Source organism: Aquabacterium sp. (genome assembly GCF_036279675.1).
Lineage (GTDB): Bacteria > Pseudomonadota > Gammaproteobacteria > Burkholderiales > Burkholderiaceae_C > Aquabacterium.
Map to the genome: position 1 here is coordinate 16338 of NZ_DASUIS010000071.1, position 14143 is coordinate 30480.

12 protein-coding genes are annotated in these 14143 nt (G+C 62.0%); 2 read left to right on the forward strand and 10 right to left on the reverse strand.

The window, feature by feature from the left end:
* Window positions 1-117 precede the first annotated feature (117 nt).
* Genes VFW93_RS08565 through VFW93_RS08590 form a run of 6 tightly spaced genes read right to left on the reverse strand, consistent with a single transcriptional unit; the run spans window position 118 to window position 6113 of the window.
* On the reverse strand, window positions 118-1002 hold the full coding sequence (locus VFW93_RS08565; RefSeq protein WP_329693577.1) for an SDR family oxidoreductase: 885 nt from the start codon (window positions 1000-1002) through the stop codon (window positions 118-120).
* Complete coding sequence (locus tag VFW93_RS08570; RefSeq protein ID WP_329693578.1) at window positions 978-2000, reverse strand: NAD-dependent epimerase/dehydratase family protein; 1023 nt, start codon at window positions 1998-2000, stop codon at window positions 978-980. Before VFW93_RS08570 ends, VFW93_RS08565 begins: the two co-directional genes overlap by 25 nt.
* Entirely contained in the window at window positions 1997-3691 is a 1695-nt protein-coding gene (locus VFW93_RS08575; protein WP_329693579.1) for a fatty acid CoA ligase family protein, read from the reverse strand. The genes VFW93_RS08570 and VFW93_RS08575 overlap by 4 nt, the downstream gene beginning before the upstream one ends.
* Window positions 3688-3981 (reverse strand): hypothetical protein, encoded by a 294-nt coding sequence (locus tag VFW93_RS08580; RefSeq protein WP_329693580.1) that lies wholly within the window; start codon window positions 3979-3981, stop codon window positions 3688-3690. The genes VFW93_RS08575 and VFW93_RS08580 overlap by 4 nt, the downstream gene beginning before the upstream one ends.
* Window positions 3982-4005: 24 nt before the next feature.
* Complete coding sequence (locus VFW93_RS08585; RefSeq protein WP_329693581.1) at window positions 4006-5046, reverse strand: hypothetical protein; 1041 nt, start codon at window positions 5044-5046, stop codon at window positions 4006-4008.
* 20 nt (window positions 5047-5066) lie between these two features.
* The gene (locus tag VFW93_RS08590; protein WP_329693582.1) at window positions 5067-6113 is read right to left on the reverse strand and encodes a 3-oxoacyl-ACP synthase III family protein; all 1047 of its coding nucleotides are present in this window, start codon (window positions 6111-6113) and stop codon (window positions 5067-5069) included.
* Between the two features lie 447 nt (window positions 6114-6560).
* Here VFW93_RS08590 and ccoG point away from each other — a divergent pair, with 447 nt between their 5' ends.
* Window positions 6561-8012, forward strand: coding sequence for a cytochrome c oxidase accessory protein CcoG (ccoG, locus tag VFW93_RS08595; protein ID WP_329693583.1), 1452 nt, complete (start codon window positions 6561-6563; stop codon window positions 8010-8012).
* Window positions 8013-8051: 39 nt separating this feature from the next.
* On the opposite strand, the gene VFW93_RS08600 is transcribed toward ccoG, so the two are convergent.
* The 3 genes from VFW93_RS08600 to VFW93_RS08610 all read right to left on the reverse strand — a co-directional run bounded on the left by VFW93_RS08600 (window position 8052) and on the right by VFW93_RS08610 (window position 11388).
* The gene (locus VFW93_RS08600) at window positions 8052-8987 is read right to left on the reverse strand and encodes an alpha/beta hydrolase (protein ID WP_329693584.1); all 936 of its coding nucleotides are present in this window, start codon (window positions 8985-8987) and stop codon (window positions 8052-8054) included.
* 68 nt (window positions 8988-9055) lie between these two features.
* Entirely contained in the window at window positions 9056-9898 is an 843-nt protein-coding gene (locus tag VFW93_RS08605) for an SDR family NAD(P)-dependent oxidoreductase (protein WP_329693585.1), read from the reverse strand.
* Between the two features lie 32 nt (window positions 9899-9930).
* The gene (locus VFW93_RS08610) at window positions 9931-11388 is read right to left on the reverse strand and encodes an NAD(P)/FAD-dependent oxidoreductase (protein WP_329693586.1); all 1458 of its coding nucleotides are present in this window, start codon (window positions 11386-11388) and stop codon (window positions 9931-9933) included.
* Window positions 11389-11472: 84 nt separating this feature from the next.
* On the opposite strand from VFW93_RS08610, the gene VFW93_RS08615 reads away from it, so the two are divergent.
* Window positions 11473-12129, forward strand: a complete 657-nt coding sequence (locus tag VFW93_RS08615; RefSeq protein ID WP_329693587.1) for a TetR/AcrR family transcriptional regulator — start codon at window positions 11473-11475, stop codon at window positions 12127-12129.
* Between the two features lie 577 nt (window positions 12130-12706).
* Here the strand turns inward: VFW93_RS08615 and VFW93_RS08620 are convergent.
* Window positions 12707-14143, reverse strand: a 1437-nt coding sequence (locus tag VFW93_RS08620) for a PAS domain-containing protein (protein WP_329693588.1), incomplete at its 5' end; no start/stop codon positions are given.

A 14143-nucleotide genomic window follows, 5' to 3' on the forward strand; every position in this document is an offset into this window, starting at 1 on the left:
TGTCTTGGTGTAGGCGCGAATTTTACCCGGGCATGGGCTCATGAATGACTGTCTGCCTGGCGCTGTTAGTCAAAATTTCGTGTTTGCAGGCGTGCGGAAGTGGCAATGTCCTGTTTTTCAAGTAGCGGCGCGTGTCACGCTGTTGAGAATCAGGCGCTCGCGCCAGGCAGTGGGCAGCCAGTTCAGGCAGGCACGCAGGCGGGCGTTGCGGCCCACGATGTAGCGGGCTTTGGGCGCCTTGCTGCGCAATGCTTTTTCCACCGCCTTGATCACGGCTTCAACCGGTGTGCCTGGTTCCTCTTGCGCGTAGCGTTGGTAGAAGCTGTTGAGCGCCTGATAGTGAGGCTGTTGGTTAGGCTGGTTGTGAGGTGTGCGCTGAGGCGCGAACGCCGGTGCCTGTCTGGCCTGCATGGCTTCAGTGGCATGCATGGCCTTGTCCCAGATCGGGGTGTCGATCTTGCCGGGTGCGATCGAGCAGACCTTCACGCCCAGCGGCGCCAGTTCCATGCGCAATGCGGCCGTCATGCCCTCGACGGCATGCTTGGAGGCCACATAGGCGGTCAGCCCGGGCGCGGCAAACAAGCCTGAGATGGAGCTGATGTTGACGATGTGGCCTTGAGCCTGTCGCAGCAGGGGCAGGCAGGCGCGGGTCACCGCGAAGGTGCCCATCACGTTGACATTCATGAGCTGTGCCAGTTCCTCCTGTGGTGTTTGCTCCAGGGGGCCGCTGAAGGCCAGGCCCGCGTTGTTGATCAACACGTCCAGTTGCGCGCCTGTTCGAGAACTGACGTCCGCCAACGCTGCCTCGATGGACGAGGCGGATGTGACGTCCAGCCGAACGGGCGTGATGCGGCCTTGCGATCGGGCAATCAACTCATCGGCGTCTTCACGGCGGCGCACGCCCGCCAGAACGAGGTGCCCTCGCTGTGCGAAGTGCAGCGCCAGGGCCTGACCGATGCCGCTGGACGCGCCGGTGATCAGGATGGATGAACCAGTGCGCATGGGGTGTCCTGTTCAGTTGGTGAGGCGCCGAACCAGGCGGCGAAGCGCCGGTGAGCCTCAGCCATCGACACCGGCGAACTCAGGCCAAAGTCCTGCCGTGCGGCGGAGATGTCGAAGTAGTGGTGCTTGGCGCAGACGGCGGCCACGGCGCGTGTCAGCCTGGGTTCGCCCAGTCTGGGCAAAGCGGTGCAGATCGCCTCCGACAGCGCGCCGATGGCGTAGGCCGTGGGGTAGGACACTTGCTTTCTGATGGGGGGCAAGCCGATGGCACCCAGCAGCCCGTCGATCCAGGCCCACATGGACACAGGCTCGGCTTCGTTCACGAAATAGGCCTTGCCGCCGGCTTCGTCGTAGTCCGCGGCCTGCAGGTGCCACCAGGCGGCGTTCTCGACATAGCTCACGCTGATGAGGTTGTGGCCCGAGCCAACTCGGATCAGCTTGCCGGCCTTGTGACGCTCGATCAGTGCGGGCAGCAATTGCGTGTCGCGGGGACCCCAGATGGCGTGGGGGCGCAAGGCGGTGGTGATCAGGCCATGCTGGCCATGCGCGGCCAGCACCATCTGCTCGGCGAGCATCTTGGTGTGCTGATAGGCGCTGACGGGTTTGACGGGGTAGGGCGTCTGTTCGTCGGCATTGCACAGATCGTCAAAGCCGATGACGGCGCTGGGCGAGCTGGTGTAGATCAGCTTGTGCACGCCTGCAGCCTGGCAGGCGTCGATCAGGTTGCGGGTGCCCTGCACATTGGTGCGGTGGAAGTCCTCGTAGCGGCCCCATGGGCCTGTCTTCGATGCAACATGGAACACGCGCTCGATGCCCTGGCACGCGGCGCGTACCGCGTCGGCATCAGCCAGATCGGCTTGAATCAGCTGCACGCCTTGCTGGCGCAGGAAGGGGTAGTCGCCGCGGCAGAGCACGGCCACGTCATGACCTTGCGCCTGCAAGGCTTCGACGATGTAGCGCCCCAGAAAGCCGCCGCCACCTGTGACCAGTGTTTTCATGAGCGCACGCCCTTGTTGATCTGAACTTGCGCCCATTCGGCCAGGAGGGGGCGCTCGATTTTGGAGTTGTGCCGCTTGTCCACCGGAAAGGCCTTCGGGTAGGGCAGCACGTGTCTGACCGGGAAGCCCAGGCCGTCCAGCCGGGCCTTGTAGGCGTGCAGACGCGTGGGGCTGATCTGGTGCTTGTATTCAGGGTAGAACTCCACCACCATGGCCAGCTCGGTCTGGCCTTCGACGTTCACGCCCACCAGGGCCGAGCGCCAGACTTCGGTCTCGGCATTGAGCACCTCTTCGACGGGTACAGAGAAATAACGCTTGCCTTGCGCCTGGACGATGTGTTTGATGCGCCCGCAAAACCACAGTCGGCCTTGCTTGTCGAAGTAGCCGGCGTCACCCGTGCGATGCCAGAAGGGGAATGTGCCATCGGCCACGTCGGCCTCGCTGGCTTCGATCTTGGTCAGTGCGGTGTTGATGGGGTCGTTGTGATAGCGGGGCGAAACGAGAGCGCCACGCACCACGATCTCGCCGACCTTGCCTTCACTCAATTCGGTGACGTCGCGCCAGTGGTGCAGTGCGTGCTCCTCCGTACGGATGATGCGCACCTCCAGGCCCGGCACGACCTTGCCCACGCACACGCCATAACCCACGGCTGACAGGCGAGCGGTCTCCCGCTCGATCTCGGCGGCGTCGATGGTGCTGATGGGGGTGACTTCTGTGGCGCCATACGGGGTGTGCATCACACCTTGTGGCATGAGATGCCCCAGTCGTTCGACCATCTTGTAGGGAATGGGCGCACCACCGCTGAAAGCCCGGCGGATGCTGGGCAGCTGTTTGCCTTTGGCGACACAGTGGCGGCTCAGGCGCTCCCACACGATGGGTGAGGCAAAGCCGGATGTGATGCCGAAATCCTCGATGGCCTGGATCAGGTTGTCGGGTTTGCAACGGCCTGGGTGCATGGAGCCCATATCGGGGATCACGCTGGTCTGGCCCAGGCAGGGGGAGATCAGCGTGGCCACGGGGAAGGCTGCCAGTTCCACGTCCTGCAGGCCAGGTTCGCACATGGTGCCGAAGTGGGCAATCTGTGCGCCCAGGGTGCTGTGCAGGGCCTCCACGCCCTTGGGCGTGCCCGTGCTGCCACTGGTGAAGAAGATGGCAGCCAGATCGCTGCCTTGTGTCTTCACCATCGGGCTGACGGGCGCCTTGCTCTGGCGGATGTCCGTCAGCCGACGCGTCGCGGGCAAGCGCGCCGCACCGGTGCTGATGAACAACTCGATGCTGGCGAAAGCATCGCCCACGAAAGGGCGCAACGCATGCACCAGCGGCAGGGCAATCATGGCCTGAGGGGCCACCTTGCGCACGCAATCAAGCAACCGCTTCATGCCCATGGCCGGGTCGATGATGACGGGTACGGCGCCGAGCTTGAACAAGGCGAACACGATGACGGGCAGGTCCAGATCAGGCCGTATCAGCATCAAGGTCTTGCTGCCACGGCGGATGCCGGCATCGTGCAAACAGGCCGCCGTGCGATCGACTTCGCCAAGGAACTGGCCGTAGCTGCGCGTTTCATACAGAAAGCGGCCCGACTTGCTGCGCTGGCGCGCCTGTGCAAAGGCGATGCGGCCAGGCTGTTTCAGCGCCTGGGTCTGCATCACTCCGTAGAGGTTGAACTCCGATGAGGCCGACATGTTCATGCCGATGCCGCCTTGCCGGAGTCTCGCAGGCCTTGCTGAAAGCCCACCACATGCGGCATGCCGAAGATCATGATCTGCACGAGATGCGGCCACAGGGGGTGAGCCTCAGGGCCGAACTTGCGCGCGAAGTAGACGCACTGAGCCGCATGGGCCAGCAAGGACAGGGCCATCACCACATACAGCCAGGCAGGCGGGATGTGAACGTAAGGGTGAGCCAGTTCGGCCAGACCCAGGACCCAGGACAGGCCGACGATGGTCTTGCTGATGGTGACATGGCGAGGTGAAATCATGGTGTCTCTCAATCAGGGCACAGCTCAGGCATCCACGCGGCGGGCCTGTTGTTGCAGGTCGTGCATGGCAATGCTCCGGGGCTGGATGTCGCTCTCGGTGATGTCTGCAACGCGGTGAAGGTCGGCCATCCAGGCCCGCATCAGGTCCATCGCGGCCTGGCGATCGGCATTCAATGAAGGGTGCAACTGCATCGTGAAGCCGGTACGGCCCTCCCAGGTGAAGCTGCCCGTGGTGATGGGGCACACCGCGCTCAAAGGCGGCGCGCTGACCACCCAACTGCCTGCCAGCTTGTGCGCATCGGCTGGGGGAGCCTGCCAGGCGCTCATGTTGGCGTACACGCCAAACCAGGCGCGATGGCGCAGCCTGTTATAGGCGCGGCGGATCATGTCGTCGCTCAGCCAGCGTGCGAAGTTCGTGTAGATCCACGAGCCCCACAGGATGCCCTTGCCATACAGGCTTTTGAGCTGGCCGTAGATGTCCTGGGTGCTGGGTGCACCGCGCAGCCGCAGCGACACCGGGGCCGTCCAGTTGCCCGATTGGGTCTGAATGCCCAGGGAGCGACGAAAGTCGTGCGGCATCATCCAGACACGTTCGCAGTCTTCTTGTAAAAAGCGCTCGCGGCAGACCTTGTCCAGGCTGGCCAGGAAGAGCGAGGTTTCGCCCACGCCTTGTGATCGGGCGCAGGCACGGAGTTGATCGCTGTGCGCCAGTGACGTCAGGTAGTAGACGAAGCAGTGCTCAGCCGGGCTTGATGGCGCGGTGGCTTCCGCCTTGCGCCATGGGTAGTTCACCGGCCGGCTGTTGCGCAGGTGCAGCTTCAGCGCAGCCAGGCGACCGAAGAAGCCCGGCTTGGGCGGGATGCTCTTGTGTGCCTTGGGCGGCATCGAGATGCCCAGCGATGCCAGGATCTTGACGATCGCGCCGCCGCCGTCATCGACTTCGTGCGAGTGCAGGAACCATTGCATCCGATCGGACGAAGGCTGGTACACGCCAAAGATCATGTCGATGTTTTCGCCCAGGGACTTGAGCACCCGGTACTTGCGTCCGGACCAATCGGTTGCCATTGCTTGTCAGCCCCGCCGGATCAGTAAACGAAGTTGTAGCGGGTGTAGGACATGCCGGCTGCCGTCATCAAGGCGGTGACCTTGTGGCCACGTTCCAGGCGGCCTTCCTTCTCGGCCACGGCCAGGGCTGCGGGCACGGAGTTGGTCACCAGGTTGCCGTATTCGGGCAGCATGAACATGTAGGGGATCTTCTTGTCCAGGCGCTTTTCCAGGTCACGCCAGGCGGTCAGCGTGTTGGTGTGCGGGATGAACAGGTCCACCTCGTCAACGGGGATGGGGTTCTCGCGCATCATTTCTTCGAGATCGCCGATGGTGTTGTCCTGCATCTTCTTGCCGTAGGACATGAAGCGCAGGCGGCCCTTGCCAGCCATGGACAGGTCACCCATGCGCATGGTCTCGATGTCGTCATCGATGATGGGCGACATGCACAGGTCGGCGAACTGCGTGAAGGTGCGGTTGTCGAACTGCCAGGGCTTGTCGCCGTCGGCCGTCAGGATGGTGGCAGTGGAGCCTTCGCCCACCGTGTAGCTGGCGAACGCCCATTCCAGATCGGCCAGGCTGGTGAGCTTGTGGTTCTGCGCCAGGGGCTGGCCCTCATGGCAGGCGTACTCGGCGGTGACGATCAGGATGTTCTTGAACTGGCCGGATGCCAGAAAGGCCTGCGCGATCTGGGTGGCGCGGGTCCAGCTGCCGCAGGCTTCGGTCACGTCGAAGCACTGGGTCTTGTGCATGCCCATGGCCTTGGCCACGAAGAAGGCCATGGCCGGTTCGATCACGCGCTTGTCCACGCTGGCATGGATCAAGAGGTCGATGTCGTCTTTTTCCAGGCCAGCCTGATCCAGTGCATCGTTGATGGCGCGTTCGGTGTAGGTGAAGGCCTGCTCACCCTCGGCCAGCCAGTGGCGATTGACCGAGCCGATGTAGTTCAGGTAGTGCTCGATGGTTTGCAGCGCCACGTTGAGGTCGCCCTGGAAGCCTTCACGGCTCTGGTCGGCCACGATCTGCAGCATTTCTGCGTTGGAGACGGTGCGTTCTGGGTAAGCAAAGGCGACGCCGGCGATGTGCATGGTGGACTTCCGTTCAAGTTGAGCAACAGGGTGTTCCGGGGCCGCTGGATGGCGCGAAGTGGCGCGTTTCGGAGCGTTCAAGAACAACGATTGCATGAAGTCTGTCAGATAGGGGTCGTTGCGGGATATCCCTTAAGTGAGCGTCATATCGATTCGAAAAGAAACGAAAATGGATTCGTTATGATTCGAAAGTGATCATTTATGGCGCGCTTATGACGTAAACGGAACCAATCAAATAATGCACAACTGCACAGAAATAGAGGCATCTGCATGCTTTTCGACGCCTTGTCTGGCGTCATGTGGTGCCCGGCCTGTTCGTTTTGACCGTTCGCGCTTCGTTTCGCGGCAAGGGCTGTCCCCCGTGAACGAAGGGGGCTTTCAAATGTGTATTTGAAATGAATGTTATGGTTCGACCCCGGCAATCACTCAGATTGCACGGAACAGTCCATGAGCACCGAGCCTCGCATCATCCCCATCAAGCCCGTTAACGCTCTGCCGCAGCACGGCTCCCTTTTCGAGGCGCACAAGAAAGTTCAGGCACGCTCAACCAAAGGCTGGTTCACCAACTGGCGCTGGGCCATGGTCTGGTTCACGCAGCTCGTGTTCTACGGCTTGCCCTGGCTGCCCTGGCACGGTCGGCCAGCCGTGCTGTTTGACCTCAACAGCCGGCGCTTCTACATCTTCGATCTGGTCCTGTATCCGCAGGATTTCATCTACCTCGCGGCGCTGCTGGTGCTGAGCGCGCTGGCGCTGTTTTTCTTCACGGCGATAGCGGGGCGCCTGTGGTGCGGGTTCGCCTGCCCGCAGACGGTCTACACCGAGATCTTCATGTGGATCGAGCAGCGTATCGAAGGAGATCGCCTGTCCCGCATCAGGCTGGACGCGGCGCCGTGGTCCGGGCAGAAGCTGATCAAGCGCGGCGGCAAGCATGCCGCCTGGGGCGTGTTCAGCCTGTGGACTGGCTTGACCTTCGTGGGCTATTTCACGCCGATGCCGACCTTGCTGGCCTCCATCGCGGGCTTCACGGCCGGCCCCTGGGAGCTGTTCTGGAGCGTGTTTTATGGCCTGGCCACTTACGGCAATGCCGGCTTCCTGCGTGAACAGGTCTGCAAGTACATGTGCCCCTATGCGCGCTTCCAGAGCGTGATGCTCGATGGCGACTCGCTCATCGTCGGCTATGACGCAGCCCGAGGTGAATCACGTGGATCGCGATCGAAGTCGGCCGACAGGGCGCAGTTGGGCCTGGGCGATTGCGTGGATTGCACCATGTGCGTCCAGGTCTGCCCGGTGGGCATTGACATCCGCAACGGCTTTCAGATGGAGTGCATCGGCTGCGGCGCCTGCATCGACGCCTGTGACACGGTCATGGACAAGATGAACTACCCGCGTGGCCTGATCCGATTCTCGACGCAGAACGGGCTGGACAAGGGGTGGAGCCGATCGACCCTGGTCAAGCGTGTGATGCGCTGGCGAACAGCCATTTACGGCGGCGCCTTGCTGTTGGGGATCACCGTGTTGGCCTTCAGCTTGATGACCCGTGCGCCGTTCCGGGTGGACATCATTCGCGATCGTGGCGTGATGGCGCGCATGGTGGACGATGGTGTGATCGAGAACGTCTATCGCCTGCACATCATGAACGCCACCGAGCTGCCCCAGCGCTACCGCGTGGACGTGAGCGCCGAACACGGCGTCTACGGGATGCGGGTGGACAACGCGCAGACGGTTGAACTGGCACCTTCAGAGAACAGAGACATCAGCGTGCGCATCAGGCTGGATGCCAATACCGCGGCCAACCTGGTCGGTCAGATCGTGCCGATCAACATGGGCATCGAGCAGCTGGGTGCATTCGGGCAGTCGGTGAAGGTCGTCGAGCGCAGCACCTTTGTCGTGCCGCGCTGATGCCGAACTGGCCGCCATGCGAGGTGGCCAGCGCAGGCGTCACAGCCCGCTGAGGAAGCGCTGATAGGCCTCTGCCGTGACGGCGGGGGTCTCCACCATGGGCATGTGGCCAATGCCATCCCATACGTGGACTTGCGCCTGAGGCAGTGCCGCTTGCCAGACGGGCACACTGGACACGTCGATGAGGCGATCCTGCTTGCCCCACATCAGAATGACGGGCACCTTCACTTCGCGGATGCGCACGGGCAGATCGGTTTCCTTGTGGGATTCGGCAAAGATCTGCGTCAATTGATCGCGTCTGGCGATGTAACGATCTGCCATGGCGTCCAGCACGTAGCCGGGCATGAAGGGCGGCGATGCCATGGTCATCGGGTAGAAGCGATGGAAGCCTTCCCGCGTGCTGAACACGAAGGGGTTCTGGCCCTGGCTCAGCATCACGCGCATCTCGCTGGGGTGCGGCGAGGGCAGCCCGGCCGGATCTACCAGCCCTGCAGACAGCGTGCGTTGCGGGTAGCTCACGGCGAATTGCGCGGTGATGAAGCCGCCCATGGAGTTGCCGATGATGTGCGCCTGCTTGATCTGCAACTGGTCCATCAGCGCAGCGATGCGGCGTGTCTGGGCCTCGATCGTGTAGCTCCATTCGGGCTTGAAACCAGTTTCACCATGCCCGGGCAAGTCCGGGATGATGACCTGGTAGTGCCCGCTGAAGTGTCGAGCAAAGCGCGCCCACACGTCCTTGTCGGCGCTGAAGCCGTGGATCATGACGATGGCCGGACCCTGGCTGGAAGATCGGTACAGGGTCATGGGAATGCCTTCCACGGTGACCACTTCCTTGTGCAGGCCGTACAGGCGGGATTCGATGCCCGCTGTCACGTCATACGTCAGTTGCCCGATGGCGGGATAGGTGGTGTAGGCCCAGCCCAGCGCCAGTGCGGCCAATGCTGCGGCCACAGCCGTCGTCTTCTTGATTGCCATGATGTTTTGGAGAGAGAAAAAAAGGTGCGCATGGTGCGCACCACATGTCGTGCGGGAAAGCGCTGTGTTCAACCTGCCAGCATCTTGCGCGCCATGAAGGCCGAGATGGGCTGGTACCAGGACCCCACCAGCCGCACCATGAAGTCCAGCAGCTTGGCATCAGGCCCCACGAGCACACGGCGTTGATTGCGCTCAACCGCCCGCAGGATCTGCAAGGCCGCGCCTTCCGCCGTGGTCACGTTCAGCATCTTGTCAAACCGTGAGCGTGCGGCTTCGGCATCGCCTCCGGTTCTGGCGGCCATGCTGTGGTCCATCTTGGCAGCACGTGCAATGTTGGTGCGGATGCCACCCGGGTGCACGCAGGTGGCGCTCACGCCGCAGTTCTCCAGATCCAGTTCCTGGCGCAAGGCTTCGGTGAAGCCACGCACCGCGAACTTGGATGAGTTGTAGGTGCCCTGTGTGGGCGAGGCCAGCAGGCCGAACAGGCTTGAGGTGTTGACCACGTGCCCGTCGCCCGATTTCTTGAGGTGGGGCAGGAAGGCTTGCGTGCCCCAGACCACGCCCCAGAAGTTGATGCCCATGATCCACTGGAAGTCTTCGGGCTTGACTGTTTCGATGAAGGCCCCCAGGGCCACGCCGGCATTGTTGAAGATCAGGTTGACCTTGCCATGGTCGCGTGCCACCTGATCGGCCCAGGCATTCATGGCTTCGCGATCGGCCACGTTCAACTTCGCGGTGGTGACCTTGACGCCCAGCTTGCCGGCCATTTGAGCGGTCTCGGCCAGGCCGGCTTCATTCACGTCGCTCAAGGCCAGATGGCAGTCGCGGCGTGCCAGCTCCAAAGCCAGTGTGCGGCCCATGCCCGAGGCTGCGCCCGTGATGGCGGCTACCTTGTTCTTGAAGTCTTTCATGCGGGTTGTCTCCTCGTCATGGCCTCAGGGGCTCATGTGAACAAGTGGTGTGCAGGTTTGAAGGCCTGGCACATGCGACGGAAGGTGAAGCTGAAGCCGGGGAACATGGCGATCACGTGGCCGCTCTTGCTCTGGTACCAGCTGTGGCAGCCGCCCGATTGCCACACGGTCTGCTTCATCTCGCGGTGGATCATGGTGGTGTAGTCGTTCTCGGCGTCGGCCTTGATCTCGATGGACCTGGCCTTGCGAGCCTGCACCGCCTTGATGGCACGCATGATGTATTCCATCTGCGCCTCGATCACGAAAATGGCCGATGTATGGCCGATGCCGGTGTTCGGGCCGGTGACCACAAACAGGTTGGGGAAGCCGGGCATGGTGGTGCCCAGGTAGGCGCGGGGGAACTCTTTCCAGACATCGCCCACGGACTTGCCGCCCTTGCCGATCACCGGGTAGGAGATCACGCCATCGGTGGCGTCGTAGCCGGTGGAGTAGATGATCAGGTCGAGGTCAACCTGCTTGCCTTGTGTGGTCAGGATGCCGCGTTCGTTGATCTCGGCGATGCCGTCGTCCTTGGTGTGCAGCGTCACGTTGGGGCGCGCCAGGGCTGGGTAGAGCGTGCTCGACAGGATGATGCGCTTGCAGCCGATGGTGTAGTCGGGCGTGACGGCGGCCTGCAGTTTGGGGTCTTTCAGCTGCCGCTTGATGTTCTTGAGTGCGGCCTTCTGGGCCACCACATTGAGCATGGTCTTGGAGTACTTGAAGCCGATCACACGGCTTTCCAGCGACCAGTAAATGATGGTGCGCAGGGCCTTGTAGATCAACTTGGAACCCAGCAGCGAGCGTTCGAAATCCGAGAACACGCGGTCAGGGCGGGGCAGCACCCAGTGCGGCGTGCGCTGGAACACATCCAGATGGCCCACATCGGGCGCGATGGCGGGGATCACCTGGGCAGCCGACGCGCCGCTGCCGATGATGGCCACGCGCTTGCCCTTGTAGTCGTAGTCGTGATCCCACGAGTTGGTGTGGAAGCTGTGCCCCTTGAAGGTGTCGCGGCCCTTGAAATTGGGGATCACGGGCGTGCTCAGTGGCCCCGAGGCATTGATCAGGAACTTGGCCTGGAAGGTGCCGGCGCCATCGGTGTGGATCTGCCAGACCTGCTGGGCTTCATCCCACTGCACCTTGTTCACGTTGGCATTGAGGCGCACTTTCTCTTCCAGCTTGTGCTTGGCGATCACGTGCTTGGTGTACTCCACCAGTTCGTGCTGCTCTGCAAACATCTGCGACCACTTGTAGGGCTCGAACGAGAGCGAATACAAGGGAGATTGCACGTCCACCGCAGCGCCGGGGTAGCTGTTCTGGCTCCAGGTGCCGCCGATCCAGGCACGGCGCTCCAGCATCAGGAAATCGTTGATGCCATTTTTCTTGAGGTTGATGGCTGCAGCCTGGCCGCCAAAGCCACTGCCGATGATGATTGCGGTGTAGGTCTGCATGATTCTGCGAAGCGTGTGGAAATTGGTAAGTGATGTTGTCTGTCGTCAGTTTACAAGTGAAGTCGATTGTCGTCAAATACGGGTATGACGAAATCTGTGACGAGTGACGACAAAAAGGGCCGCGTTTACGGGGGGGAGAACCTGGAAGAGCGCCGCACGCGCCGCCGCCAGCAGTTCCTGGACGCCGGCCTGCAGGTTTTTGGCACCCTGGGTTACCGGGCGGCCACGGTGCGCATCCTTTGCAAACAGGCCGAGTTGACAGATCGCTACTTCTACGAATCCTTCGACACGACGGAAGACCTGTTGATGGGTGTTTATCGGCAGCAGTGCGAAGCGCTGGCGCAATGCGTGGTCGTGGCTTTGGCCACGGCCGGTAGCGACACCGATTTCATGAGTGCCATCGAGGCAGGGCTGGATGCCGTGTTCACCCACGTTTCAGATCCGCGCGTGGCGCGTGTCATCTGGATCGAAGTCCTGGGCGTGAGCCCTCGCGTCGACAAGATGTACAACGACACCATGGATGGGTTCGGCAATCTGGTGATGAACGTGGCCCGTCAGCGCTTTGATGATCTGGGGACGAAGGATCAGGATGAGATACGCATGGTAGGTCTGGCGCTGGCCGGTGCTGTGAGCCAGTGCGTGCTGCATTGGGTGCTCGGTGGCTATCGTGAAAGCAAGGCCACCATGGTGTCGGCCACATCCAGGGTGTTTCGTGGCTTGATGAGCACGCTGCCACCTTGAGCAGCGTGTCCTGGTGCGGGCAGGACCTGTTCTGTGCGGTATCAGACAGCCAGTGTCGGCGGACGTGTTCAGACTGTGCTGCTGCCCTCCGGATGTCAGGCGCAACCGAAGGCTTTGCCGGCATGGCCTTCCTCCCAGTTGGTCGTGGCTGGTGTCTGCACACGTCATGGAGCCACCCACATGCTCAGCCGCGATCACACCTTGACAGACCGTCGCGTCGGTTTTGCAAACCTTCCTGGTGTGTTGAACTCATGCCCGGCCATCCGAACGCGGCCGCTGACGTTCAGGGCGCCTGCCCTGGCTGATGCTGGCAACCACTTGTTGATGAGTGACTGCCTGAGCCTGGTCAACGCCATCAGCCAGAGGGTTTACGGGACAGTGGAAGAGCGCTCGCCAGCAGGTCGACGACAGTTGGCGCAGGAGTGTCAATCTGCGCTGCTGCAATTGAAAGAGGCGTTGATGCAGTCGCATGCCAGACGCTGGCAACTGGAAGTGGACGTCGTTGATGCACGGGCAGCGTGGGCCGTCTTGCGGGCCGAACTCTCCCAGGTGGCGGCCAACGGCGCGCCTCGGGCTGTCAACGCTGCCGCAGACGCGCTTCCAGTTCCTTGGATACCGTGATGTCCACGAAGGTCAGTACCGCCCCCTGGATCATGTTGGTCAGGGTGCGGTAGGGCATGATGCGCACGGTGTACCAATGGCCATCGGTGGTCGAAATCTGCTTCTCGCAGGAGCTGAGTGTGCGCAGCGTTTCTCGGGCGTCCTGGTGCAGATCCGGGTAGTTCAGGGTGTTGGCCAGGTCGCTCAAGGGGCGCCCGACATCGGCTTCCCTGAGATGGAAGATGCGTGTGGCCTGCTCGGTGAAGCGGCGGACATTGAGCTCATTGTCCAGAAACAGCGTGGCGATGTCGGTGCTGTTGAGCAGGTTCTGCATGTCGCTTTGTGCCAGTGCCAGGTCGTCCAGCTTGGCCTGCAGTTCGCCGTTGATGGTCTGCAACTCTTCATTCATCGACTGCGCCTCTTCCTTGGAGGTCGTCAGTTCTTCATTGGCTGATTGCAGCTCCTCGTTGCTGGATTGCAAAGCTTCATTGGCGGCTTGCAGCTCTTCCTTGGAAGCCTGCATGTCCTGACGCAGGGCCTGGATTTCATCACGCGCTCTGGCCAGCTCGCTGGTGAGTGTGTGGTCCATGTGGGGGCCGGTACTCAAGGCGATGGTCTGGCTGTCCAGCGGCTCGAAGGACTCCTTGAACACGATCATGAGCATGCCTTCCAGTGCCTTGGGCTCATGCAGCGGTTGCACGGTGATGTTGAGTGCGTGCGGTGTCTCCTCGGTGGCTCTGAGCCCTCGCAGATCGACAGGCTTGTTCTCTCTGAGGGCCTGCCGGATGGCCACCGCGAGTTGCGTGCGGATGCTGGGCCTGGCCATGGCGTGGATGTTCCAGTTGGCCTTGCCGGCTGCAGGTTCCAGGTATTTGCCTGTTCGCCCGCTGATGTAGAGGATGTCGCCCTCCGCGTTGATCAGGACAGCCGGGGGGGACATGGTCTGCAGCAGGACGTGGTCCGCCAGGGCTTGCAGATTGGCCGGGTGAGGTGAGGATGTGCTGGACACAACGAGCTCCTGCGCCGGAGGGCGCATCGACGAATGACGGTTGACGGGAAAGTCCACGGCGCCTGCATGAAGCGTGAGCTCGTTGCGCAGATAGATGCGTGACTTGGGCGAGTAGGGCGTGAACAGCGCGTGCGAACGCCCGACCGTTTCGGAGTTGCCCAGCACCAGAACCGCACCGGGCTTGAGGCTGTAATGAAACAAGGGCATCAGGCGATGCTGCAATTCGGCGTTGAAGTAGATCAGCACATTGCGGCACGACAGCAGATCCAGCCTGGTGAAGGGGGGATCCAGAATCACGTCGTGCTGCGCAAACAGCACGGTGTCACGGATGGCCTTGCTGATCTGGTATGCACCGTCCTGCCTGGTGAAGAAGCGTGCCAATCGCTCAGCGGGCATGTCTGCCAT

Bases quoted from the DNA above. Each gene is read 5' to 3' on its own strand.
- VFW93_RS08565 (WP_329693577.1), bottom strand. From the start codon at position 1,002: ATGCGCACTGGTTCATCCATCCTGATCACCGGCGCGTCCAGCGGCATC.
- VFW93_RS08615 (WP_329693587.1), top strand. From the start codon at position 11,473: ATGACGAAATCTGTGACGAGTGACGACAAAAAGGGCCGCGTTTACGGG.
- ccoG (WP_329693583.1), top strand. From the start codon at position 6,561: ATGAGCACCGAGCCTCGCATCATCCCCATCAAGCCCGTTAACGCTCTG.
- VFW93_RS08580 (WP_329693580.1), bottom strand. From the start codon at position 3,981: ATGATTTCACCTCGCCATGTCACCATCAGCAAGACCATCGTCGGCCTG.
- VFW93_RS08610 (WP_329693586.1), bottom strand. From the start codon at position 11,388: ATGCAGACCTACACCGCAATCATCATCGGCAGTGGCTTTGGCGGCCAG.
- VFW93_RS08585 (WP_329693581.1), bottom strand. From the start codon at position 5,046: ATGGCAACCGATTGGTCCGGACGCAAGTACCGGGTGCTCAAGTCCCTG.
- VFW93_RS08605 (WP_329693585.1), bottom strand. From the start codon at position 9,898: ATGAAAGACTTCAAGAACAAGGTAGCCGCCATCACGGGCGCAGCCTCG.
- VFW93_RS08600 (WP_329693584.1), bottom strand. From the start codon at position 8,987: ATGGCAATCAAGAAGACGACGGCTGTGGCCGCAGCATTGGCCGCACTG.
- VFW93_RS08570 (WP_329693578.1), bottom strand. From the start codon at position 2,000: ATGAAAACACTGGTCACAGGTGGCGGCGGCTTTCTGGGGCGCTACATC.
- VFW93_RS08575 (WP_329693579.1), bottom strand. From the start codon at position 3,691: ATGAACATGTCGGCCTCATCGGAGTTCAACCTCTACGGAGTGATGCAG.
- VFW93_RS08590 (WP_329693582.1), bottom strand. From the start codon at position 6,113: ATGCACATCGCCGGCGTCGCCTTTGCTTACCCAGAACGCACCGTCTCC.